This is a genomic window from Streptomyces sp. NBC_00448 (genome assembly GCF_036014115.1).
Taxonomy (GTDB): Bacteria; Actinomycetota; Actinomycetes; order Streptomycetales; family Streptomycetaceae; genus Actinacidiphila.
In genome coordinates, this window is sequence record NZ_CP107913.1 from 3,342,385 (window position 1) to 3,365,610 (window position 23,226).

General features: G+C 71.2%; 21 protein-coding genes and 2 tRNA genes. 6 read left to right on the forward strand and 17 right to left on the reverse strand.

Annotated features, from left to right (window positions below; all coding sequences use genetic code 11):
- The 6 genes from mreC to OG370_RS14155 all read right to left on the reverse strand — a co-directional run bounded on the left by mreC (position 1) and on the right by OG370_RS14155 (position 7,763).
- Entirely contained in the window at positions 1 to 996 is a 996-nt protein-coding gene (mreC, locus tag OG370_RS14130; protein ID WP_328464158.1) for a rod shape-determining protein MreC, read from the reverse strand.
- A 156-nt stretch (positions 997 to 1,152) separates the two neighbouring features.
- A complete protein-coding gene (locus tag OG370_RS14135) occupies positions 1,153 to 2,175 on the reverse strand; it encodes a rod shape-determining protein (protein ID WP_328474074.1) in 1,023 nt (340 codons plus the stop codon).
- Positions 2,176 to 2,430: 255 nt separating this feature from the next.
- Complete coding sequence (gene ndk / locus OG370_RS14140; protein ID WP_328464160.1) at positions 2,431 to 2,844, reverse strand: nucleoside-diphosphate kinase; 414 nt, start codon at positions 2,842 to 2,844, stop codon at positions 2,431 to 2,433.
- 69 nt (positions 2,845 to 2,913) lie between these two features.
- Positions 2,914 to 3,249 (reverse strand): DUF4233 domain-containing protein, encoded by a 336-nt coding sequence (locus OG370_RS14145; RefSeq protein WP_328464162.1) that lies wholly within the window; start codon positions 3,247 to 3,249, stop codon positions 2,914 to 2,916.
- A 100-nt stretch (positions 3,250 to 3,349) separates the two neighbouring features.
- Positions 3,350 to 4,936 (reverse strand): bifunctional tetrahydrofolate synthase/dihydrofolate synthase, encoded by a 1,587-nt coding sequence (folC, locus tag OG370_RS14150; RefSeq protein WP_328464164.1) that lies wholly within the window; start codon positions 4,934 to 4,936, stop codon positions 3,350 to 3,352.
- Between the two features lie 166 nt (positions 4,937 to 5,102).
- On the reverse strand, positions 5,103 to 7,763 hold the full coding sequence (locus OG370_RS14155; protein ID WP_328464166.1) for a valine--tRNA ligase: 2,661 nt from the start codon (positions 7,761 to 7,763) through the stop codon (positions 5,103 to 5,105).
- Positions 7,764 to 7,971: 208 nt separating this feature from the next.
- Between OG370_RS14155 and OG370_RS14160 the strand changes: the two genes are divergently transcribed.
- On the forward strand, positions 7,972 to 9,018 hold the full coding sequence (locus OG370_RS14160) for a hypothetical protein (RefSeq protein WP_328464168.1): 1,047 nt from the start codon (positions 7,972 to 7,974) through the stop codon (positions 9,016 to 9,018).
- A gap of 137 nt (positions 9,019 to 9,155) precedes the next feature.
- Positions 9,156 to 10,034 carry a hypothetical protein gene (locus tag OG370_RS14165; RefSeq protein ID WP_328464170.1) on the forward strand — a complete coding sequence of 293 codons (879 nt, stop codon included), beginning with the start codon at positions 9,156 to 9,158 and terminating at the stop codon, positions 10,032 to 10,034.
- 121 nt (positions 10,035 to 10,155) lie between these two features.
- On the opposite strand, the gene clpX is transcribed toward OG370_RS14165, so the two are convergent.
- The 5 genes from clpX to OG370_RS14190 form a co-directional block, all read right to left on the reverse strand.
- A complete protein-coding gene (gene clpX, locus OG370_RS14170) occupies positions 10,156 to 11,439 on the reverse strand; it encodes an ATP-dependent Clp protease ATP-binding subunit ClpX (RefSeq protein ID WP_328464172.1) in 1,284 nt (427 codons plus the stop codon).
- Positions 11,440 to 11,600: 161 nt separating this feature from the next.
- Positions 11,601 to 12,284, reverse strand: coding sequence for an ATP-dependent Clp protease proteolytic subunit (locus OG370_RS14175; protein ID WP_402443004.1), 684 nt, complete (start codon positions 12,282 to 12,284; stop codon positions 11,601 to 11,603).
- A 109-nt stretch (positions 12,285 to 12,393) separates the two neighbouring features.
- Positions 12,394 to 13,008, reverse strand: coding sequence for an ATP-dependent Clp protease proteolytic subunit (locus tag OG370_RS14180; protein ID WP_202238536.1), 615 nt, complete (start codon positions 13,006 to 13,008; stop codon positions 12,394 to 12,396).
- Positions 13,009 to 13,454: 446 nt separating this feature from the next.
- The gene (gene tig / locus OG370_RS14185; protein WP_328464174.1) at positions 13,455 to 14,897 is read right to left on the reverse strand and encodes a trigger factor; all 1,443 of its coding nucleotides are present in this window, start codon (positions 14,895 to 14,897) and stop codon (positions 13,455 to 13,457) included.
- Between the two features lie 186 nt (positions 14,898 to 15,083).
- A tRNA-Pro gene (locus OG370_RS14190) sits at positions 15,084 to 15,160 on the reverse strand.
- A gap of 111 nt (positions 15,161 to 15,271) precedes the next feature.
- On the opposite strand from OG370_RS14190, the gene OG370_RS14195 reads away from it, so the two are divergent.
- Positions 15,272 to 15,345, forward strand: a tRNA-Gly gene (locus OG370_RS14195).
- A 415-nt stretch (positions 15,346 to 15,760) separates the two neighbouring features.
- On the opposite strand, the gene OG370_RS14200 is transcribed toward OG370_RS14195, so the two are convergent.
- Positions 15,761 to 16,996 (reverse strand): GNAT family N-acetyltransferase, encoded by a 1,236-nt coding sequence (locus OG370_RS14200; protein ID WP_328464176.1) that lies wholly within the window; start codon positions 16,994 to 16,996, stop codon positions 15,761 to 15,763.
- Between the two features lie 167 nt (positions 16,997 to 17,163).
- Here OG370_RS14200 and OG370_RS14205 point away from each other — a divergent pair, with 167 nt between their 5' ends.
- Positions 17,164 to 18,306 (forward strand): PP2C family protein-serine/threonine phosphatase, encoded by a 1,143-nt coding sequence (locus OG370_RS14205; protein ID WP_328464178.1) that lies wholly within the window; start codon positions 17,164 to 17,166, stop codon positions 18,304 to 18,306.
- A gap of 131 nt (positions 18,307 to 18,437) precedes the next feature.
- Positions 18,438 to 18,632 (forward strand): hypothetical protein, encoded by a 195-nt coding sequence (locus OG370_RS14210; RefSeq protein ID WP_328464179.1) that lies wholly within the window; start codon positions 18,438 to 18,440, stop codon positions 18,630 to 18,632.
- On the opposite strand, the gene OG370_RS14215 is transcribed toward OG370_RS14210, so the two are convergent.
- Entirely contained in the window at positions 18,597 to 19,628 is a 1,032-nt protein-coding gene (locus tag OG370_RS14215; RefSeq protein WP_328464181.1) for an asparaginase, read from the reverse strand. The two genes, OG370_RS14210 and OG370_RS14215, sit on opposite strands and share 36 nt — an antisense overlap.
- Positions 19,629 to 19,765: 137 nt before the next feature.
- Between OG370_RS14215 and OG370_RS14220 the strand changes: the two genes are divergently transcribed.
- On the forward strand, positions 19,766 to 20,218 hold the full coding sequence (locus OG370_RS14220) for an Lrp/AsnC family transcriptional regulator (protein WP_328464183.1): 453 nt from the start codon (positions 19,766 to 19,768) through the stop codon (positions 20,216 to 20,218).
- Between the two features lie 136 nt (positions 20,219 to 20,354).
- Here OG370_RS14220 and OG370_RS14225 read toward each other — a convergent pair whose 3' ends face one another.
- From OG370_RS14225 to OG370_RS14240, 4 genes are all read right to left on the reverse strand, one after another.
- Entirely contained in the window at positions 20,355 to 21,194 is an 840-nt protein-coding gene (locus OG370_RS14225) for an Fpg/Nei family DNA glycosylase (RefSeq protein WP_328464185.1), read from the reverse strand.
- A gap of 46 nt (positions 21,195 to 21,240) precedes the next feature.
- Positions 21,241 to 21,729, reverse strand: coding sequence for a ribose-5-phosphate isomerase (locus OG370_RS14230; protein WP_328464187.1), 489 nt, complete (start codon positions 21,727 to 21,729; stop codon positions 21,241 to 21,243).
- Positions 21,730 to 21,953: 224 nt separating this feature from the next.
- Positions 21,954 to 22,544: a biotin transporter BioY gene (locus OG370_RS14235; protein WP_328464189.1), complete on the reverse strand. Its 591-nt coding sequence runs from the start codon at positions 22,542 to 22,544 to the stop codon at positions 21,954 to 21,956.
- Positions 22,545 to 22,837: 293 nt separating this feature from the next.
- Positions 22,838 to 23,224, reverse strand: a complete 387-nt coding sequence (locus OG370_RS14240; protein ID WP_328464191.1) for a VOC family protein — start codon at positions 23,222 to 23,224, stop codon at positions 22,838 to 22,840.
- Between the last annotated feature and the right edge of the window lie 2 nt (positions 23,225 to 23,226).

The following is a 23,226-nucleotide window of genomic DNA, read 5'->3' on the forward strand; positions in this document are numbered from 1 at the left end:
TCAGTCCCCGCTGGTGGTGGTCGAATTGGTCGGCTTGGTGCCCGGGGGAAGCGCGGTGTCCGAGCTGCCGGGGCTCGGGGTGCCGCCTGGCGTCGGGGAGTTCTTCGCCTTGGGCTTCGTGGTGTGCGACGGGGTGGGTCGCGGCGGCAGCACGCTGTCGCGCGGATCGGTGCGCGGGCCGACCACGACCACGCCGACCACGTCCAGCTTGGTGAAGCCGACGAAGGGCTGCACCTCGACGGTCTTGGTGAGGTTGCCCGCCGACGGTTCGACGCTGACCACCTTGCCGACCGGGACGCCGGGCACGAACGGCTTGTCCGCCTCGGAGCCGAAGGTGACCACCCGGTCGCCCCGGTGCACGTCGGCCTTGCCGTCGAGCAGTTGGTCCCGCATCGGCCGGTTGCCCTGGCCGCTGGAGAAGCCGATCTCCTGGCTGCCCTCCAGCCGGGTGCCGACCGTGAAGTCCGGGTCGTTGGCGAGCAGGACCGTGGAGGTGGAGCGGCCGACGGTGGTGACCCGGCCGACGAGCCCGTCGCCGTTGATCACCGTCATGTCGCGCTTGAGGCCGTCGTTGCTGCCGGAGTCGATGGTGACCGTCCAGGAGAAGCCCTGGGCCGCTCCTATCGCGATGACCTGGGCGCCCTTGACGGTGTACTGCCCGGCGCCGGCGACCTTCAGGAGCTTGTCCAGCTCCTGGGCGCGGGCGCGGGTGGTGTCCTTGCTGCCGAGCTGCTGCTTGAGCTCGGTGTTCTCGCGTTGCAGCCGCTTGATGGTGCTGCTGTCGTGGCCGGAGTCCCGGACCGCGTCCACGGCGTTGCCGACCGGGTCGACGACGCCGGACACCGCGTTCTCCACCGGGCCGAAGGCGGACTGGGCCGCCCGCCGCGGCCGGTCGAGCGGTGAGTTCTCACCGCCCCGGATGTCCACGGTGATCAGCGCGAGCGCCACCACCACCAGCAGTACCAGCAGCAGCCGGCTCTCCTTTGTGTCCCTCACGGGCGCCAGTCCGTGCCTTCCTCATCGGACCCGCCGCCGCTGGGGCCGCGGCCGGTCGGAGCTACTGTGCTGGGTTGCGCCCGCATCCGGCGCCGCGGTGGTGACAGCGCCTGCGCCGGGTGGGGCGGTTCGTCTTCTGCGTCATCCGCTTCTGCGTCATCTGCGCGGGGCCGCGTCGAGGACCTGCTGAAGCGCCTCGAACTCCTCCACGCACTTGCCCGCGCCGAGCGCCACGCAGTCCAGCGGGGACTCGGCGATGTGGATGGGCATGCCGGTCTCGTGCCGCAGCCGCTCGTCCAGGCCGCGCAGCAGCGCGCCGCCGCCGGCCAGCACGATGCCGCGGTCCATGATGTCGCCGGACAGCTCCGGCGGGCACTTGTCGAGCGTGGTCTTCACCGCGTCGACGATCGCGTTCACCGGTTCCTCGATGGCCTTGCGCACCTCGCCCGCGGAGATCACCACGGTCTTGGGCAGTCCGCTGACCAGGTCCCGGCCGCGGATCTCGGTGTGCTCGTCGTCCTTCTCGGCGGCGAACGCGGAGCCGATGGTCAGCTTGATCTGCTCGGAGGTGCGCTCGCCGAGCAGCAGGCTGTACTCCTTCTTGATGTGCTGGATGATCGCGTTGTCCAACTCGTCGCCGGCCACCCGGATGGACTGGGCGGTGACGATGCCGCCGAGGCTGATCACCGCGACCTCGGTGGTGCCGCCGCCGATGTCCACCACCATGTTGCCGGTGGCCTCGTGCACGGGCAGCCCGGCGCCGATCGCGGCGGCCATCGGCTCCTCGATGATGTGCACGGTACGGGCGCCGGCCTGGGTGGCGGCCTCGATCACGGCGCGGCGCTCCACGCCGGTGATGCCCGACGGCACGCACACCACGACGCGCGGGCGGACCATGTAGCGGCGGCGGTGGATCTTGAGGATGAAGTAGCGCAGCATGCGCTCGGTGATCTCGAAGTCGGCGATGACGCCGTCCTTCAGGGGGCGCACCGCCACGATGTTGCCGGGGGTGCGGCCGATCATCTTCTTCGCCTCGGCACCGACCGCGAGGATGCCGCCGGTATTCGTGTTGACCGCGACGACCGACGGCTCGTTCAGGACGATCCCGCGGCCCCTGACGTACACCAGCGTGTTGGCGGTCCCGAGATCGACAGCCATGTCACGGCCGATGAACGACATGTTGTTCGCCATGTGGATACGTCTGGCCTTCCCGAGCGTGGGCGGAGGTTCCATCGTAGTCGCGCCGGGCTGAGCGCGGCGTCGGGGTTCCGACGCCCATTGTCATCAGAACACACAGCGGACCTCAGTAATGGTGACGCCGTGTCGGAGTGTTTGGTTCCCGTTCGGCCCGGTACCTGCCGGAACGGGCGCGGCCACAGCGGCAGTCGGACCGTGGTCGCGCCGACTCACGGGACCATACGCGTCGCCGCCGCGTTACGCCAAGGTGGGGAAGAAGAGCTTGATCTCGCGCGCGGCGGACTCCTCGGAGTCCGAGGCGTGCACCAGGTTCTCACGGGTGATGGTGCCGAAATCCCCCCGGATGGAGCCGGGTGCGGCCGCGATCGGGTCGGTCGGGCCGGCCAGCGCGCGCACGCCCTCGATCACCCGCTCGCCCTCGACGACCAGGGCCACCGACGGGCCGGACGCCATGAACTCCACCAGCGGCTCGTAGAACGGCCGTCCGACGTGCTCGGCGTAGTGCTGCTCCAGGGTGCCGCGGTCCAGGGTGCGCAGTTCCAGCGCGCTGACGGACCAGCCGGCCTTGCGCTCGATCCGGCCCAGGATCTCGCCGACCAGGCCGCGGCGAACGGCGTCCGGCTTGAGAAGGACAAGGGTGCGCTGGGACACGGGGCGGCTCCTGACGGGTATGACAAGCGAATGTGACGACGAGCCTACAAGGCACGTGCCGGTCGGTTGTCAGGCGGCTTGTGTCGCGTGCCGGGCCCTGATCTGGTCGACCTTGCGCCCGAAGTGGATCGACGCCCACCACAGGGCGGCGAAGATCACGCCGAGCACGAACATCGTACCGACCACGAAGCCGCTGGCGATCAACCCGATCTGGAGCGCCCAGCCGACCACGACCGCCCACGGGCGGGTGACCACGCCGCACAGCAGTACGCACAGCACCATGGCGATGCCGCACACCGTCCACACGGCGCCCATCGACAGGTCGGGATGCTTCATCGCGACCAGCCCGGCGAAGCCGATCACGAAGAACTCGCCGATCAGCGTGCTCGAACACAGGGTCCGCATACCCGGGCCCCCTTCCCTCTGAAATCCGTCTGAGTGCGCGTGCGCGGGTGAGTCCGCGTGCGCGGGTGAGTTGGTCGACGCGTCCGCATCCCCGGCTCCCTTACCGGCGGGCCAGCAACAGGCGGGCCTGGCCGACCGTGATGACCGAACCGGTGACCAACACCCCGGCGCCCGCGTACTCGCCCTCGTCCTCGGCGAGGGTCACCGCGGCCTCCAGCGCGTCGTCGAGGCGCGGTTCGACCTGCACCCGGTCCTCGCCGAACACCTCCACGGCCAGCGCCGCGAGCGCGTCCACGTCCATCGCCCGGGAGGTGGAGTTGCGGGTGACGACGACCTCGGCGAAGACCGGCTCGAACGCCTCCAGCAGTCCGCGGACGTCCTTGTCGCCGCTCGGCCCGACCACGCCGACCAGGTGGCTGAAGCCGAACACCTCGCTGATCGCGGCCGCGGTGACCCGCGCGCCGGCCGGGTTGTGCGCGGCGTCCAGCACCACGGTGGGGCTGCGCCGGACCACTTCCAGCCGGCCGGGCGAGGTGACCGCCGCGAACGCGCCGCGCACGGTGTCCATGTCGAGGGTGCGCTGGTGCACGCTGCCGATGCCGAAGAACGCCTCCACCGCGGCCAGCGCCAGGGCCGCGTTGTGCGCCTGGTGCTCGCCGTGCAGCGGGAGGAAGACCTGTTCGTACTCGCCGCCGAGGCCGCGCAGGGTCAGCAGCTGGCCGCCGACGGCCACTTCGCGGTGGAGCACGCCGAACTCCTCGCCCTCGCGGGCGACCGTCGCGTCCATCTCCACCGAGCGCCGCAGCAGTTCGCGCGCCGCGTCCGGCGGCTGCTGGGCGAGGACCGCGGTGGCGCTCTTCTTGATGATGCCGCCCTTCTCGACGGCGATCTCACCGGGAGTGCTGCCGAGCCGGTCGGTGTGGTCGAGCGAGATCGGGGAGACCACGGCCACGGTGGCGTCCACCACGTTGGTGGCGTCCCAGCTTCCGCCCATGCCGACCTCGACCACCGCGACGTCGACCGGGGCGTCCGCGAAAGCCGCGTACGCCATGCCGGTGAGCACCTCGAAGAAGGACATCCGGTGCGGCTGGGAGCCGTCCACCATGTCGACGTACGGCTGGATGTCGCGGTGGACCTCGACGAAGCGCTCCGCGGAGATCGGGACGCCGTCCAGGCTGATCCGCTCGGTCATGGACTGCACATGCGGGCTGGTGTAGCGGCCGGTGCGCAGTTCGAAGGCGAGCAGCAGCCGCTCGATCATCCGCGCGGTGGAGGTCTTCCCGTTGGTGCCGGTGATGTGGATCGACGGGTAGGAGCGCTGCGGCTGGCCGAGCACGTCCATCAGCGCGGTCATCCGATCGAGGGACGGGTCGAGCTTCGTCTCGGGCCAGCGGCCCAGCAGCTCGTCCTCGACCTCGCGCAGTTGCCGGTCCAGTTCGGGGTCGGCGGGCCGGGCCGGCACGTCGTCCTCCGGGGCGGGCGGGGTGACGTGGGTGCGCAGCGTACGGCTGCCGGCCTCGATGACGGCCATGTCCGCCTCGCGCGGCCCGCCGCCCTCGCCGTCCTGCGAGTCGTCCTCGTCGGTGGCCTGGTGCGCGGCGTCGTAGTCGACCTCGTCCGCGGCCCGGTCGGCGGCGTCGCTGAAGCCGTCGTCCGGGAAATCGTCGTCCTGCCGGTGCTCGCTCACAGCCCCGTACCCTTCGCTTCTCCGCCCGCTCGGCGTACAAGTGCATGTCTCGTCTGCGGCTGCGGCCCGGCTGCCTCGCGTGCGTCGCTCACAGCGTCCAGTCTACGGAACAGGCCCGGACCGAATGGCCCGGGCCTGTGCCACCCCGAGGGGTGCCGTGCGGTGGCTATGCCGCCGGGAGTGCGGCGAGCTGCGCGGTGATCCGGGCGATGTCCTCGTCGGCGGCGGCCAGCCGGGTGCGGATGCCCTCGACCACCTTCTCCGGCGCCTTGCCGAGGAACGCTTCGTTCCCGAGCTTCCGCTCCGCCTGCTGCTTCTCCTTCTCGGCGGCGGCGAGGTCCTTCGCGAGCCGCTTGCGCTCCGCGGCCACGTCGATGGTCCCGGACAGGTCGAGGGCGACCCGCGCGGCGCCGACCGGCAGGGTGGCGGTGGCGTGGAAGCCGTCGCCGGCCGGCTGGAGCCGCAGGAGCTGCCGGATGGCGTCCTCGTGGGGCGGCAGGAGGGTGCCCGCGAGCGACAGCTCGGCCGGGACCTTCTGGCCGGGCTGGAGGCCCTGATCGCTGCGGAACCGGCGGACCTCGGTGACCAGCCGCTGCACCTCGGCGATCTCCGCCTCGGCGGCCGCGTCACGGAAGCCGCCCGGCGCGTCGGCGCCACCGACCACCACAGCCTTCGGCCAGTCCGCGGTGACCACCGTCTCCTTACCGGTGAGGGTGGTCCACAGCGTCTCGGTGACGAACGGCACGATCGGGTGCAGCAGCCGCAGTGTGACGTCCAGCACCTCGCCGAGCACCCGGCTGGAGACCCGCGCCGGGTCGCCGCCCTTGAGGAAGGTGGTCTTGGACAGCTCGACGTACCAGTCGAAGACCTCGTCCCACGCGAAGTGGTAGAGCGCGTCGGAGAGTTTCGCGAACTGGTAGTCGTCGTAGAGCGCGTCGACCTCGGCGACGACCGTGTTCAGCCGGGAGAGCACCCAGCGGTCGGTCGCGGACATCTCCTCGGGCGCGGGCAGCGGGCCCTCGACGGTGGCGCCGTTCATCAGCGCGAACCGGGTGGCGTTCCACACCTTGTTGGCGAAGTTCCGGGACGCCTGGACCCAGTCCTCGCCGATCGGCACGTCCGCGCCCGGGTTGGCGCCGCGGGCCAGGGTGAAGCGGACCGCGTCGGAGCCGTAGGCGTCCATCCAGGTCAGCGGGTCCACCGAGTTCGGGTTGGACTTGGACATCTTCTTGCCGAACTCGTCCCGGACCAGGCCGGTCAGCGCGATGGTGTGGAACGGCGGGACGTCCTCCATGGCGTACAGGCCGAACATCATCATCCGGGCGACCCAGAAGAAGATGATGTCGTGACCGGTGAGCAGCACGTCGGTCGGGTAGAACTTCGCCAGGTCCGGGGTCTGTTCGGGCCAGCCCAGGGTGGAGAAGGGCCACAGCGCGGAGGAGAACCAGGTGTCCAGGACGTCGGCGTCCTGGGTCCAGCCCTCTCCGGTGGGCTCCGCCTCGTCGGGCCCGACGCAGATCTGCTCGCCGTTCGGCCCGTACCAGACCGGGATGCGGTGGCCCCACCACAACTGCCGCGAGATGCACCAGTCGTGCATGTTGTCGACCCAGTCGAAGTACCGCTTCTCCATCTCCGGCGGGTGGATCTTCACCCGGCCGTCGCGGACCGCGTCGCCCGCCGCGCGGGCCAGCGGCTCGACCTTGACCCACCACTGGAGCGACAGCCGCGGCTCGACGGTGGTCTTGCAGCGGGAGCAGTGGCCGACGGAGTGGACGTAAGGACGCTTCTCCGCGACGACCCGGCCCTGCTCGCGCAGCGCCTCGACGATGGCGGCGCGGGCCTCGAAGCGGTCCAGGCCCTCGAACGGACCGGGCGCGGTGATGACCGCCCGCTCGTCCATGATCGTCAGCGACTCCAGGCCGTGCCGCTGGCCGATCGCGAAGTCGTTCGGGTCGTGGGCCGGGGTCACCTTGACCGCGCCGGTGCCGAACTCCGGGTCGACGTGGGCGTCGGCGACCACCGGGATGCTCCGGTCGGTCAGCGGCAGCTTGATCCGGCGGCCGATCAGGTGGGCGTAGCGCGCGTCGTCGGGGTGGACGGCGACGGCGGTGTCGCCGAGCATCGTCTCGACCCGGGTGGTGGCGACCACGACGCTGTCCTCGCCGTCGCCGTAGCGCAGCGAGACCAACTCGCCGTCGTCGTCCTGGTAGTCCACCTCGATGTCGGAGATGGCGGTCATGCAGCGCGGGCACCAGTTGATGATCCGCTCGGCGCGGTAGATCAGCTCGTCGTCGTAGAGCTTCTTGAAGATGGTCTGGACGGCCTTGGACAGGCCCTCGTCCATGGTGAAGCGCTCGCGGGACCAGTCGACGCCGTCGCCGAGCCGGCGCATCTGGCCGAGGATGCGGCCGCCGTACTCCTCCTTCCAGCGCCAGGTGCGCGCGACGAACTCCTCGCGGCCCACGTCGTGCCGGGACTTGCCCTCCTCGGCGAGCTGCTGCTCGACCTTGTTCTGGGTGGCGATGCCCGCGTGGTCCATGCCCGGCAGCCACAGTGCTTCGTACCCCTGCATCCGCTTGCGGCGGGTGAGGGCGTCCATCAGCGTGTGCTGGAAGGCGTGTCCGAGGTGGAGGGTGCCCGTCACGTTCGGCGGCGGAATGACGATGGTGTACGGCGGCTTGTCGCTCTTCGTGTCGGCTTCGAAGTACCCGCGCTCTACCCACCGCTCGTACAGCGGCCCCTCTACCTCGGCCGGCGTGTACTGGGTCGGCAGATGGGGGTCGCTGTGCTGCCCGCTGTCGGGGCGCGGATGAGTGTTGTCGGTCACGGTCCCGATTCTAGTGGTCCCGCGGCTTCACCCCCGACGGGTTATCCACAGGGCGGGTTGTCCACAGCTCTGTGACGAAGCGGTAGCGCTTCTGATGCCGCGGCCGGATTCCGGCGCGGGAGGATGGCGGCTGGTCACGCCCCCGGATTCGGAAGCGAGCATGTCATCCGGGAGGATGGGCGGACTCGTTAACGGAGGGGACGAAACCATGAGTTACAACCAGCCGCCGCCGAACCCGTACGGCGATCAACCCCAGGGTGGCGGCTACGGCCAACCGCAGCCCGGCCCGCCGCCGCAGGGCGGGGGCTACGGCCAGCCGCCGCAGCCCCCGCAGCCGGGCGGTTACGGCCAGCCCCCGCAGCCGCCGCAGGGTGGCGGTTACGGCCAGCCGCAGCCCCAGCCCGGGTACGGCTACCCGCAGCAGGCCCCGCCCCCCGCCCCTCCCTACGGCGGCCAGCCGGCGTACGGCCAGCAGCCGCAGCAGCCCGGCTACGGCCAGCAGCCGCCCTACGGCCAGGTGCCCCAGCAGGGCTACGGCTACCCGCAACCGCCCCAGTCCGGCGGCAACGGCAAGCGCAACGGCATCATCATCGGCATCGTCGTCGCCCTGGTCGCGGTCGCCGGCGGGGTCTACTTCGCCACCAAGGGCAGTGGCAGCAGTTCCTCCTCGCTCCACGACGACGGCAAGAAGTACACCCTCACCACCCCGGACACCGTCGCCGGCGACTACGCCAAGGGCGACGACTCGGACAGCGACGGCTTCGACGACGACGACCTCACCAAGATCAAGGCGCTGGGCGTCAGCGACCCGACCCAGGTCAACGCGGCCTACAAGGAAGGCAGTTCGGCCCTGTCGGGCAAGCTGCTGGAGTTCGCCGGCGTCTACGGCACCGTCAAGGACCCGGGCAAGGTCGTCGACGGCATGTTCGCGATGCTCAAGCAGGGCACCGAGCAGGACAAGAAGGACGGCACGAAGGTCGAGACCTCCGGCAGCCCGCAGTCCGTCACTCCGTCCGGCATGAAGAGCGAAGCGATCATGAAGTGCCAGACGATCAAGGAGACCGGCCAGGACTCCGGCCAGAGCTTCACCATCAACACGACGGTCTGCGTGTGGGCGGACTACAGCACGGTGGCGTACGTCATCCCGCTGGACTCCGCGCAGCTCGTCACCGGCGGCGGCTCCGCCCCGTCCATCAGTGACGCGGCCGCCCTGACCGCCAAGGTCCGCAACGACGTCGAGGTGGAGGCGAAGTAGCCGCCACCGCAGGCGAAAAGGGGCGCCCGGTCCGCGAGGGACCGGGCGCCCCCTCGCGTATCCGGGCCGACCGCAGACCCCGGGCGCTCCCGTCCTGCGCAAGGATGGGCGCACTCGTTGACGGAGGGGACGAACCCATGAGCCACGACCAGCAGCCGCCGAGCCCGTACGGAATCCGGCCCCAAGGCGGCGGCTACGGCCCGCCGCAGCCCGGCCCGCCGCCGCAGGGCGGTTACGGGCAGCCCCAGCCCGGGTACAGCCAGCCCAACGGCCGGCTGCCCCAGCAGGGTTACGGCCCCCCGCAGCCGCCCCAGCCACGCGGCAAGGGCAAGCGCAACGGCATCATCATCGGCGTCGTGGTCGCGGTGCTCGCGGTCGGCGCCGGCGTCTTCGTCGCGCACAAGGGCAACAGCGGCTCGTCCGGGCTCCACGACGACGGCAAGAAGTACACCCTCACCACCCCGGACACCGTCGCCGGCGACTACGTCAGGTCCCCCGTGGGCAGCACCGGCCCGCAGCTCGACGACACCGCGGTCGGCACCCTGAAGGCGCTCGGCGTCGACGACGCCAAGAGCGCCGGCACCCTCTATCTGAAGGGCAGCCAGTTCACCGGCGTCTTCCTGAGCTTCGACGGCGTCTACGGCACCGTCAAGGACCCGGGCAAGGCGCTGGACGGCATGTTCGCGCTGCTCGACAAGGGCGGCACGAACCCGACCAGCGACGGCTCGAAGGTCACGGTCTCCCCCTTGGGCACCCCGCAGACGGTGAAGCCGGCCGGCCTGAAGCCCGACGCGCTGATGAAGTGCCAGAAGATCAACGAGACGCAGGAGCGGGACGGTCAGAAGATCCCCTTCAAGACCACCATCTGCGCCTGGGCCGACTACAGCACGGTGGCCTATGTGAGCACGATCGACGACGCGCACGTCACGGACGGCACGGCCACCTGGCCGTCGATCGCCGACACCGCCGCGCTGGCCGCCAAAGTCCGCGCCGACGTCGAGGTGCCCGCCTCGTAGGTCGACGTAAAGCCGCCTCGTCGCACGAAGCCCCGCCCCGCGACCGCGACGAAGGGGGCACCCGGTCCGTCGACCGGGTGCCCCCTTCGTGCTTCGTGCTGTGCCCGCGCTGCCGCCGGGGCTACGCGCTCTTCTGCTCGCCCTGGCCCGAGATGCGCGGGTCGCGCGGCACCAGGGTCGGGTTGACGTTGGAGTGCACGACGTCGGCGGTGATGACCACGCGGGCGACGTCCTGGCGGGACGGCACTTCGTACATCACCGACATCAGCACCTCCTCCATGATGGCGCGCAGGCCACGGGCGCCGGTCTGCCGCAGGATCGCCTGGTCGGCGATGGCCTCCAGCGCGCCACGCTCGAACTCCAGCTCCACGCCGTCGAGTTCGAAGAGCTTCTGGTACTGCTTGACCAGCGCGTTGCGCGGCTCGACCAGGATCTGCAGCAGCGCCTCGCGGTCGAGGTTGTGCACGTTGGTGATCACGGGCAGCCGGCCGATGAACTCGGGGATCATGCCGAACTTCACCAGGTCCTCCGGCATGATCTCGGAGAACTGGTCGGCCATGTTCAGCTCGCGCTTGGAGCGGATGGTCGCACCGAAGCCGATGCCCTTGGCGCCCGCCCGCGCCTCGATGATCTTCTCCAGACCGGCGAAGGCGCCGCCCACGATGAACAGCACGTTCGTGGTGTCGATCTGGATGAACTCCTGGTGCGGGTGCTTGCGGCCGCCCTGCGGCGGCACGGAGGCGGTGGTGCCCTCCAGGATCTTCAGCAGCGCCTGCTGGACGCCCTCGCCGGAGACATCGCGGGTGATCGACGGGTTCTCGCTCTTGCGGGCGACCTTGTCGATCTCGTCGATGTAGATGATGCCGGTCTCGGCCTTCTTGACGTCGTAGTCCGCCGCTTGGATCAGCTTCAGCAGGATGTTCTCGACGTCCTCACCGACGTAGCCGGCCTCGGTGAGCGCGGTGGCGTCGGCGATGGCGAACGGCACGTTGAGCATCCGGGCCAGCGTCTGGGCCAGCAGCGTCTTGCCGGAGCCGGTCGGGCCGAGCAGCAGGATGTTGGACTTCGCCAGCTCGATGGCGTCGTCGTGGCCAGGGCGGCCGCTCTCCCCCGCCTGGACCCGCTTGTAGTGGTTGTACACCGCGACCGAGAGGGCCTTCTTGGCGGGCGCCTGCCCGACCACGTAGCTCTCCAGGAACTCGTAGATCTCCCGCGGCTTGGGCAGGTCCTCCCAGCGCACCTCGGAGGACTCGGCGAGCTCCTCCTCGATGATCTCGTTGCAGAGGTCGATGCACTCGTCGCAGATGTACACACCGGGACCTGCGATGAGCTTCTTCACCTGCTTCTGGCTCTTTCCGCAGAACGAGCACTTCAGCAGGTCTCCGCCGTCACCGATGCGTGCCACGAGGTCTTTCCCCTTCGCCTGGGCTCCGCCGACCTTCAACGGAACCTGGTGCTTCTCTCATCGACGGTACCTTGCCGCGCCCCCCGTGTGGGCCCCCCTGGACGTACTCGCGATCCGAGTACGGGCGGGCGCACGCACGGAGGGCGCAGCTTACCCGTCCTTCAGACGCCCACGGACGTCTTGCGGGTGGACACGATCTGGTCGACCAGGCCGTAGGCCAGCGACTCCTCAGCGGTGAGGATCTTGTCGCGCTCGATGTCGTCACGGATCTGCTCGATCGGCGTGGTGGAGTGCTTCGCGAGCATCTCCTCCAGCTGCTGGCGCATCCGGATGATCTCGTTGGCCGCGATCTCCAGGTCGGAGACCTGGCCGCGGCCGGTCTCGCTGTACGGCTGGTGGATGAGCACCCGCGCGTTCGGCAGCGCCATCCGCTTGCCGGGGCTGCCGGCCGCGAGCAGCACGGCCGCCGCGGAGGCCGCCTGGCCCATGCAGACCGTCTGGATGTCGGGCTTCACGAACTGCATGGTGTCGTAGATCGCGGTCAGCGCCGTGAAGGAGCCGCCGGGGCTGTTGATGTAGACCGAGATGTCCCGGTCGGGGTCCATCGACTCCAGGCACAGCAGCTGCGCCATGACGTCGTTGGCGGAGGCGTCGTCGATCTGCACGCCGAGGAAGATCACGCGTTCCTCGAAGAGCTTCGCGTACGGGTCGTACTCGCGCACGCCCTGCGAGGTGCGCTCGACGAAGCGCGGGATCACATAGCGGGCCTCGGCGCCGAACACGCCGGGCCGCTCGGCCGCGGTGCGCTCGTAGAGGCCGCTGCCGGGGAAGTTCAAGGGGTTCACGTCCACCGTCTCCAGGTGATGAGGTGCGTCGATGTCGGGGGCCGGGCGGGCGCGGCCGGCACGTCGGCAGTGCCGGGCCGGCGCGGCCACGCGGCCGGTGCGGGCAGCCTCAGGAGGCGGGCGCGGCGCCGGTGCCGCCACCGCCCGGGACGTGCGCGGCGGAGAGCATCACGCCGTCCACCAGGCCGTACTCCCGGGCCTCCTCGGCGGAGAACCAGCGGTCGCGGTCGGAGTCCTTGGTGATCTGCTCGAAACTCTGGCCGGAGTGCTCGGCGATCAGCTCGGCCATCCGGCGCTTGGTGTGCAGCAGCTGCTCGGCCTGGATCTTGATGTCGGTGGCGGAGCCGCCGAGGCCCGCGGAGGGCTGGTGCATCAGGATGCGGGTGTTGGGCAGCGCGAAGCGCTTGCCGGGGGTGCCCGCGGTGAGCAGGAACTGGCCCATCGAGGCGGCCATGCCCATGGCGATGGTGACGACGTCGTTCTTGATGAACTGCATCGTGTCGTAGATCGCCATGCCGGCGGTCACGGAGCCGCCGGGGCTGTTGATGTAGAGGAAGATGTCCTTGTCGGGCTCGGCCGCAAGGAGCAGCAGCTGTGCGGTGATCTTGTTGGCGATGTCGTCGTCGACGGCCTGGCCGAGGAAGATGATGCGCTCGCCGAGCAGTCGGTTGTAGACCTGGTCGCCGAGACCGCCGGGGCTCGGCTCGCCGGCGGCGGTAGGCATCGTAGTCGTCACGTATCCACCTGCTCGTTGTCGGACGGTCGAAGCAACCGTCACGGTCTTCGTCCGGGCCGGAGGCGACCGCTGACCCTCGCCGCACCCCTGCCCTCCTACTTGTGGACCCTAACGCGCAGGTGGGGCCCAGCAATCCCCTACGCGGGACTGTTCGCTGTGAGCGCATGCCGCGCGGTACGGGTTTGGAACGCCCGGGTCGCCCGGGCGGACCGGGCCCGGTGTTCGGGCCGCGGGCCCGAAAAAGGGACGCGGGGAACCGCGCGACCAACCGTGCACCGTGGCGAGCCCGGCCCGTAGGCCCGGCCCCCCGCGGCGAGGTCCCGCCACCAGCCGGTGGTGGCCGGCCGGTGGTGGGTCGGTCGCGCGGTTCCCCGCGTCCCTGAGAGGCGAACGCCTTCTGCGGCAGTCCCCCGTGCCCTTCAGGCAGCCTCAGGTCAGCTCTTGTCGGCCTCGGCGGAGTCCGCGGCCTCGGATGCCTCGGGGGCGTCCTCGCCGGCCTCAGCGGCCTCGGGGGCGTCCCCGTCGGCGGCCTCAGCGGTGGCCTCGTCCTCGTCGTCCTCCTCGTCGGACAGGTCGACGACCTCGCCGTTGCTGTCGGTGACCTTGACGGCCTCGACGACGACGGCCAACGCCTTGCCGCGGGCCACCTCGCCGACCAGAAGCTGCACCTGGTTGCCCTCGACGACGGCCTGCGCGAACTGCTCGGGGGACATGCCGGAGGACTGCGCGCGGCGCATGAGGTGCTCGGTCAGCTCCTCCTGGTTGACCGACAGCTTCTCGGTCTTGACCAACTCGTCCAGGATGAACTGGGTCTTGATGCCCTTGACCGCCTGCTCGGAGACCTCCGCGTCGAACTCCTCGCGGGTCTTGCCCTCACGCTCCAGGTACGTGTCCCAGTTCAGGCCGAGCGCCGGGAACTGGTGGTGCTCCAGGTTGTGGGTGCGCGTCTCGATCTCGCTCTCCAGCAGCTTCTCCGGGATCGGGACCTCGGTCAGCTCGATGAGCGCGTCCAGCACCTTCTCCTGGGCCTGGGTGGCCTGGTCGTAGGACTTGATCCGCTCAAGGCGCTTGCGGGAGTCGGCCCGCAGCTCCTCCAGGGTGTCGAACTCGGACGCGAGCTGCGCGAACTCGTCGTCCAGCTCGGGCAGTTCGCGGGCCTGGACGTCGGTGACGTCGACCTTGACCTCGGCCTCCTGGCCGGCGCCGGTGCCGCCGCTCAGCGAGGAGGTGAAGGTGGCGCTGCCACCCTTCTCCAGGCCGGTGACGGCCTCGTCGATGCCGTCGAGGAGCTGGCCGGAGCCGATGGTGTAGCTGACGCCGGTGGCGACGCCGTCGTCCAGCACGTTGCCGTCGACCGACGCCTGCAGGTCGACCACGACCACGTCGCCCTCGGCGGCGGCGCGCTCGACCGGCGTGGTGGTCGCGAAGCGGTCGCGCAGCTGCTCCAGCGAGGTGTCGACGTCCTCCTCGGGCACCTCGACGGCGTCCACGGTGACCTCGATGCCGGTGTAGTCCGGGATCTCGATGGTCGGCCGGATCTCGACCTCGGCGGTGAACTTCAGCTCGTCGCCGTCGTTGAACTCGGTGATGTCCACGTCGGGCTGGCCGAGCACGCTCTCGGAGAGCTCACCCTCGGTGACCGCCTCCGTGTAGAACTTCGGCAGCGCCTCATTGATGGCCTCTTCGAGGACCGCGCCACGGCCGAACCGCTGGTCGATGACGCGCGCAGGGATCTTGCCCTTGCGGAAGCCCGGCACCGTGACCTGCTGGTTGATCTTCTTGTACGCCGCGTCGAGGCTGGGCTTGAGCTCCTCGAAGGGCACCTCGACAGTGAGTCGAACCCGGGTCGGGTTCAGAGTCTCGACGGCGCTCTTCACGGTTGGGTCTCCTTGGGGGCTTTACGTTGATGGGGGCCACTCACTTGCGCGCGATCGGTGCCGCGCGTCGGGTCGCCGACCGCCCATCCTACCGGTAGTGCCAAACGCCGCGGACGGGGTCGATCCCGATCCGCGGCGCGCTCGCCGTCCTCCCATCGCGCCGTCGCGCGACGGCCACGTAACTGCTGGTCGGGGTGGCCGGATTCGAACCGACGGCCTTCCGCTCCCAAAGCGGACGCGCTACCAAGCTGCGCCACACCCCGCTGGTGCGACACGTAGAGTACATGCCTCCGTACGCCCGGGCAGCCCGTATTCACGCCCGCCGCGGAGCCGGTTCGACCGGCTACCATGCGGTGTGCCAGAATCTTGGCGTCGCGGGCGTAGCTCAATGGTAGAGCCCTAGTCTTCCAAACTAGCTACGCGGGTTCGATTCCCGTCGCCCGCTCCAGTTGCGTCGGCACCGGCGCCCTGACCCACCGGGGTGCCTGGTGCTGTCGGCTGAGGGACCACCTCTTGGTGGGGGGGTCCCGCGCCGTTCTCCCCCAGAGGTTCGCCTGGGTGGGGGTACCCCCGGCGGAGCCAGGGGGAGTATCCCCACGCGCTCCCTGGGTGGGCGCCCCTTGCGGTTGTCGTTCACCTCGCGGTGCCGTCGTGGCTTGTCGCGCAGTTCCCCGCGCCCCTTTGGTGGGTGCCCCTTGGGCTTGACGTTCACCCTGCGGTGCCGCTGTGGTTGCTCGCGCCGTTCTCCCCCAGGGCTTCGCCTGGGTGGGGGTACCCCCGGCGGAGCCAGGGGGAGTACCCCCACGCGCCCCTGAGGGGGTGCGGCTCCCACCGGGGGAAGCAAGGGGGAGCCGCGCTTCGGGTCAGAAGCCGTGGGGGAGCCAGGGGGCGGGGGTGGTGTGGAAGGCGTCGCAGGCTGTGGGGAGGGCGCCGGGGCGCAGTTCCTGGATCAGGCCGGCGCCGGACATGGCGCGGAGGGTGGGGCCGCCGAGGTAGGCGGCGCCGAGGTCCTTGACGTCGAGGGCGAGGTCGGCCGGGTCGGTGGTGCGCTCGCAGGTCGCGCCCTTGGGGTCGCCGGTCAGCCGCCAGCGCCCGGCGTTCCAGGGGCAGAAGGCGTCGGTGACGTCGAGCACCAGGTCGACCGGGACGGAGTAGGCGCGGGCGGCCAGCGCGGCGCCGACGTCGACCAGCCGCAGGTGGAGGCTGTCGAGCACGCCGAGGTCGCAGCGGCGCTGGTCGGAGACGAGGTGCAGCAGCGGGTCGTCGACCGGGCGGTTGTCGAAGTGCACCGCGCTGGTGAGGTCGATCGAGGCGAGGTAGCGCCACAACGCGGCATAGGTCACCGGGTCGAGGGCCGCGATGTCCCGCAGGTTGACGGTGCTTTCGCGGCCGCCGCCGACGGACCGGTGCGCGACGGCGTAGCGGGCGTAGCCGCGTACCTCGCCGTCGGTCTCGGCCAGGACGCACATCAGGGGGCCGGCGCCGTGGCGGGCCGCGGGCGAGTCGACGACCGGCAGGTTCTCCCAGTGCGGCTGCCGGGCGAGCATCCCGGCCCGCCCGGGCACCAGGTCGGCGTAGACCGCCTCGCAGGCGGCGAGCGCCGCGGGGTCGGCGGGCTGCACCAGCCGCAGCCGGACCGCGTCGGTGCCCTTGGGGACGGCGAACGCGACCCGGGTGGTGTCGACGGTGCCGGTCAACTCCTGGGTGGCGGTGCCGTATCCGAAGCGGCCGTAGATGACCGGCTCGGAGGCGGTGAGGATCGCGACGGACTCGCCGCCGTCGTGCAGCGAGTCGAGCTGGCGGCGCATCATCGAGGTGAGGATGCCGCGCCGGGTGTGGGTGGGCTGGACGGTGACCATTGTCACGCCGGCGGCGTCGAGCAACTCGCCGCCGGGGACGGTCATCCGGAACGAGTGCAGGCCCGCGGTGCCCACCGCCTCGTCGCCGTCCCAGGCCGTGGTCAGCCGGTCGAACTCGAAGACGCTGCGCCATCCGGCGCGCTCCTCGACGGCGTCGGGGTTCGCGTGGAAGGCGCGCACCACCCGGTCGAAGAGGTAGTCCCACTGGTCCGGGTCGGCGCCGCGCAGTTCGATGGTCATGCCCCCTCCCTACCAGGCGGGTGCGGACTGCGGCGAACACATTTCCGCGCCGCCGGACCCGTTGCTCGTCAGGGCCGCGGTGGGCACCCTGTCCTTGCGGCCCCGCGCAACCTCACAGGCCATCCGCCCTGCACGGCGCGGCAATCGGTGGGTAGGGTCGCCGGGACATGGATAAAGCGACGGCAAAGGGTGAGCTCGGGCTCCGGTGGCGCAGAAGGCTGCACCGGGCCCGGTTGACCGTGCGCCGTTCCGCGGTCGACTACTTCAGGGGCGACGCCTCGGAGTGGGCCGGGCTGGCGGCGGTGGCGGTGGCGATCCCGGCCCTGGCGTACGCGTCGGTCAACGTGCCGGTGTGGTGCCCGCCGGAGGCGCTGGTGCTGCCGATCCTGGCCGGCGGGCTGCTGCTGCGCCCGGCGAGCCTGCTGCTGCTCTACGCGGGCTCGGCGCTGGCGATGGTGGTGGAGTCGGCGGTGCTCGGCCCCTACCGGGAGGGCCCGGGCCGGGTGACGCCGGGCACGGTGCTGCTGGTCACCGCGGTGGCGCTGGTCGGCCTGGTGATAGCCCAGTTCAGAGCGCGGGTCGGGGTGCCCTGGCGGCGCGGCCACAGCATGCTCTTCGACCTGCGCGAGCGGATCAGGGTGCAGAGCCGGCTGCCGCGGCTGCCCGGCGGGTGGCACGCGGAGATGGCGCTGCGCCCGGCCGGCGGGCAGTCCTTCTCCGGTGACTTCGTGGTCGCCACCCGCAGTTCGGACGGCCGGGTGCTGGAGGCGGTGCTCACCGACGTGTCCGGCAAGGGCATGGACGCGGCGTCCCGCTCGCTGCTGCTGTCCGGGGCGTTCGGCGGGCTGCTGGGCTCGCTGCCGTCGCACGCGTTCCTCGGCGCGGCCAACGGCTACCTGCTGCGGCAGAACTGGGAGGAGGGCTTCGCCACTTCGGTGCACCTGGTGCTCGATCTGGAGAGCGGCGACTACGAGTTGCTGTCGGCGGGCCACCTGCCGGGGGTGCAACTGCACGCGGGGACCGGCCGTTGGGAGGAGATGGCGGCCGAAGGGCCCCTGCTGGGGGTGTACGACGGGGCCGAATTCCATGGCGTCAAGGGCACGTTGGGGTCGGGTGACGTGCTGATGCTGTTCACCGACGGCCTGGTGGAGACCCCGGACCGGGAGATCTCCGAGGGCATGGACCGGCTGATCGGCGAGGCGGACCGCCTGGTGGCAGGCGGATTCCGGGGCTCCGCTTGGCGGTTGATCGAGGCGGTCGCCAAAGACGTCAACGACGACAGGGCGTTGCTCGTGGTGTGCCGGGACTAGCCCACGGGAATGGGACTATGGGTCCAGACACGTCTCCTGTGTCCGTGGCTGATGGCACCATGGGAACGGGCGAGGCGGGGGCGGCGGCGCGGTCCCCGGACCGGCATTACCGAAAGAGGAAGTGATCCGTCATGGTTATCTCCCTGTCTGCCGCACTGCTGCTGGCGATCGTGCTGGTCGTGATGATCCGTTCGAAGTCCATAAAGCCCGGACCGGCCATCGTGGCCGCGCTGTTCGGGTTCTTCCTGGCCTCGACGAACATGGCGCCGGACATCAACCGCTTCCTCAACTCAGTGGCCGACACCATCAACCAGATAAAGCTCTGACGCCCGCAGCGCCTGCGGGGCGGCCCGCAGGATCGCGTCCAGGGTCTGCCCGGCGTCCTCGCCCTCGGGGGTGGCCAGCAGCGCGGCCAGCACCGCGATCCGGGCCTGGGCGGGGCGCAGCGAACCGGCCAGCCGTGCACCGGCGGCGACCAGGTCGACCGCCCCGCCACCGGTGTACAGCGGCGCGACGGCCCCCGCGGCGACCCTGGTGCTGACCAGCACCAGCACGCCGTCGGCGACGGCTTCGCGCACCGCGGCGGCGACTTCGGGGTTCGCGTTGCCCGCGCCGGTGCCGGCCACCACCAGGCCACGGGCGCCGGCCGCGAGAGCGGCGTTCAGCAGCACCGCGTCGGCGTCGCTGTGGTGGGTGAGGATGTCGACCCGGGGGCCGACCGCGTCCACCGCAGGCATCGGCAGCGGGACCGGCCGCGGGCGGCGGCGGCCCCAGCTCACCCGGCCGAACTCCAGTCGGCCGAGCGGCAGTCCGTCCGGATCGCCGAAGGCGTGGGCGTCCACGGTGTGCTTCTTGACGGTGCCCCGGGCGGCGTACACCTGCCCGCCGAAGACGATCACGGCGCCGATGTCGCGGCCGGAGGCGGCGGTCAGCAGGGCGTCGTAGAGATTGCCCGCCGCGTCCCCGTCCTCGGCGTCCAGCGGCTTCTGGGCGCCGGTGAGCACGACCGGGCGGCGGTCGTGGTGGAACAGGTCGAGGAAGAAGGCGGACTCCTCCAGGGTGTCGGTGCCGTGGGTGACCACGACGCCGTCCACGCCGGGATCGGCGAGCGCCTCGTGCACGGCGTGCAGCAGCCTCAGTTGGTGGGCGGTGGTGAGCCGCGAGCTGTTCACGGTGAACAGGTCCACCACGCTCACGTCCACCCCCTCGGGCACGGCGCCCGCGGCGAGTACTTCCTGTCCGGCGGCCTCGGCCGCGTATCCGTCGCCCTGCCAGCGGCTGGCGATGGTTCCCCCGGTGCTGATGACCACGACGTGACGCACGATGCGCAGCCTCCCTGACTGGTGTCGCGCCTCCCCGGGCGCACGGCATTCCCCAGCACAATGATATGCGCGTAGACCTGCCATATGATTGCTAATACCGATCGGCAGTCCGCCATATCGTGGTAGGAATCCCTCTTATGGATGCCATCGACAGAAGTATCTTGCGCGAGCTCCAGGCCGACGGCCGGCTGACCAACCAGGAACTGGCCCAGCGGGTGGGCCTGACCCCCTCCCCCTGCCTGCGCCGGGTGCGGCAGTTGGAGGACGACGGAGTGATCCAGACCTACCGCGCGGTGGTCGAACCGGCCGCGGTCGGCCGGGGCTTCGAGGTCTTCGCGTCGGTCGAGGTGCACCGCGACCGCGACTCGGTCGCCGCGTTCGAGGCCGAGGTGCAGTCGACGCCCGACGTGGTGGAGGCGTACCGGCTCTACGGTGCGCCGGGCTGCCTGCTGCGCATCGCGGTGGCGGACTCCGACGCGTACGAGAGGTTCTGGACCGACAAGCTGATCGCGCTGCCGGGGGTCTCCGACGTGAACTCGCAGATGATCATGAAGCGGATCAAGTCGCCGCAGGGCGTCCCGGTGGACTGACCGCGGCCGGATGCCCGTACGGGACCGGGTTCCGTGGTCTACCGGGTTCGGCGGTCCACGAGGCGCGGCGGTCCGGCGGGCTCAACGGCCCGCGGGGCTCGGCGGCTCGCCCGGCTCGGCCGTCGGACGTGCGCGCTCAGCGGTCGGCGGTAAGCGCGGACTCGGGCGCCGGCGGCTGGCAGGTGGGGCACCAGAAGAGGTTGCGGTTCGCGAGCGGCCGGGTGCGCACCTCGGTGCCGCAGATCAGGCACGGCTGCCCGGTACGGCGGTAGACGTAGACCTCGCCGCCGTGGTCGTCGCGGCGCGGCGGGCGCCCCATGGCCTCCGGTTCGTGCTCGGGGCGCACCGTGTCGATCCGGTTGGTGCGCACGCCCTCGCGCATCAGCACGACCAGGTCGGCCCACATCGCGTCCCACAGCGGGCGGGACAGCGCCCGGCCGGGCAGGAACGGGTCGACGCCGTGCCGGAAGAGCGCCTCCGCGCGGTAGACGTTGCCGACCCCGGCGAGCACCTTCTGGTCCATCAGCAGCGCGGCGACGGAGATCCGGGAGCGGGAGATACGGGCGTAGGCGCGGCCGGGGTCGTCGCCCGCGCGCAGCGGGTCGGGGCCGAGCCGGTCGTGTACCGCCTGCTTCTCGCCGCCGGTGATCAGCTCGCAGGCGGCCGGGCCGCGCAGGTTCATCGCCTGGTCGCCGTGCCGGCCGCCGACCAGCCGCAGCCGTACGGTGTCGGTCACCGCGTCCCCGTCGAACGCGATCTTCCCGATCAGGCCGAGGTGGATGTGCACCCAGCCCCGCCCCTCGAAGCCGAGGAACAGGTGCTTGCCGTGCGCGTCCACGCCCTCCAGCACGGCGCCGTCCAGCAGCGCCGCGCTGTCGGCGAACTTGCCCTGCGGGCTGCCGACCCGGGTCGGCCGACCGGCGAACCGCTCCAGGCACTCCTGTGCCAGCCGGTGGATCGTGTGGCCCTCGGGCATCGGTGGTGTCGGTCCTGCCGTGTGGTGTCGGTCCCGCTGTGCGGTGTCAGTCCTGCTGCGGGTGGTGGGCCGGGATCGGGGGGAGCTCGCCGGTCGCCTCGTAGGCGTCGAGCATGTCGATCCGGCGCTGGTGGCGCTCTTCCTGCGAGTACGGCGTGGCGAGGAAGACCTCGGCGAACTTCAGCGCCTCCTCCTGCGTGTGCATGCGGGCGCCGATGCTCAGCACGTTGGCGTTGTTGTGCTGGCGGGCGAGCGAGGCGGTCTGCTCGCTCCACGCGAGTGCGGCGCGGACGCCCTTCACCTTGTTCGCGGCGATCTGCTCGCCATTGCCCGAGCCGCCGATCACGATGCCCAGGGTGCCGGGGTCGGCGACCGTACGGCTCGCCGCGCGCAGGCAGAACGGGGGGTAGTCGTCCACCGCGTCGTAGATCTGCGGACCGCAGTCCACGGGCTCGTGCCCGTTGGCCTTCAGCCACTCGACGAGGTGGTTCTTGAGTTCGAAGCCGGCGTGATCCGAGCCGAGGTAGACGCGCATGCGGTGATTCTTCCACCCCCCGGGGTGCCCCGCCCGGTCGCCCCCGGGACCACCTGCCGGTGGAGGGCTGGTCGCGCAGTTCCCCGCGCCCCTGGCAATGCTCGGCTCCTTCCGCGGAGGAAGGCCTCGCCCCAAAGGGGCACTGCGCGACAAACCCCCACCGGCAGGTGGTCCCTGGACCGACAGCACCGGGCACCCCGGGGGGTCAGGGGCACCCTTCTTCCTCAGCGGTCGAGGGCGCGCCACACCGCGGGGAGGAAGCCCATCGCGAGGGCGGCCTTGAGCGCGTCGCCGAGCAGGTAGGGGCGCAGGCCGAGCCGGAGGGCGTCGGCGGTGGAGAGGTGGGCGGCGTGCGCGAGGTAGGGCACGCCGACCGCGTAGACGACGGCGGAGCCGAGCACCATGACGCCGGCGGTACGCAGCACCGTACGGTCACCGCCGCGGCGGGCGAGCGCACCGACGACCGCGGAGGCGAGCATCATCCCGAGGATGTAGCCGAACGTGGGCATGGACCAGCCGGAGCTGCCCTCCGCGAACCAGGGCAGCCCGGCGACCCCCGCGACCGCGTACAACCCGAGGGCGGCGAAGCCGCGGCGGGCGCCGAGCGCGGTGCCGACCAGCAACGCCGCGAAGGTCTGCCCGGTGACCGGCACGGGCGACCCCGGCACGGGCACCGAGATCTGCGCGGCCAGACCGGTGAGCACGGCGCCGCCGACCACGAGCGCGGCGTCCCGCAGCCGGGCCCGGTTGACCGAGGAGGCGGGCAGCAGATCGGCGAGTACGGTGCCGGGGGCCGAGGAAGCGGCGGTGCTCATGGGTGACTCCGCGAGGGTGCGAGGGCGGTCGGGACATCGCGACGCTAGCGCAGCACCCGCGCGTTGATCATCGTCGGACCTCGACAAAGCGCGGCGGCCGCCCTTGGAGGCTTCACCCGCGACCCGAGCCCCACCGCCCCTCCCCCACCGGCCCGTCGCCGTACGCCCTTTCAGCAGCTCACGTGAGACTCGTCACGCCATGAAGACCCGCGGACACGGGTACGGGGCGGCCGGTGCGAGGCCGCCCCGTACGCTGCGGGCGCTGTGGGGTTCCACCAAGGCGCGTTTCCGCGCTACGCGGGCTGGAGCAGGTCCCAGCGGTTGCCGTACAGGTCGCGGAAGACGGCAACCGTGCCGTACGGCTCGCGCCGGGGCGGCTCCTCGAACACGACGCCTTCCGCGGCCATCCGGGCGTGGTCGCGGGCGAAGTCGTCGGTGTGGAGGAAGAAGCCGACCCGGCCGCCGCTCTGGTCGCCGATCCGCTCGGCCTGCGCGGGGGTGGCGGCGCGGGCCAGCAGCAGGGCCGACTCCCGGGCGCCGGGCGGCGCGACGACCACCCAGCGGCTGCCGTCGCCACGCGGGCTGTCCTCGCGCAGCTCGAAGCCGAGGGCGCGGGTGTAGAAGTCGAGGGCCTCGTCGTAGTCGCGTACGACCAGGGCCGTCAGGGCGAGGTGCGGCATGG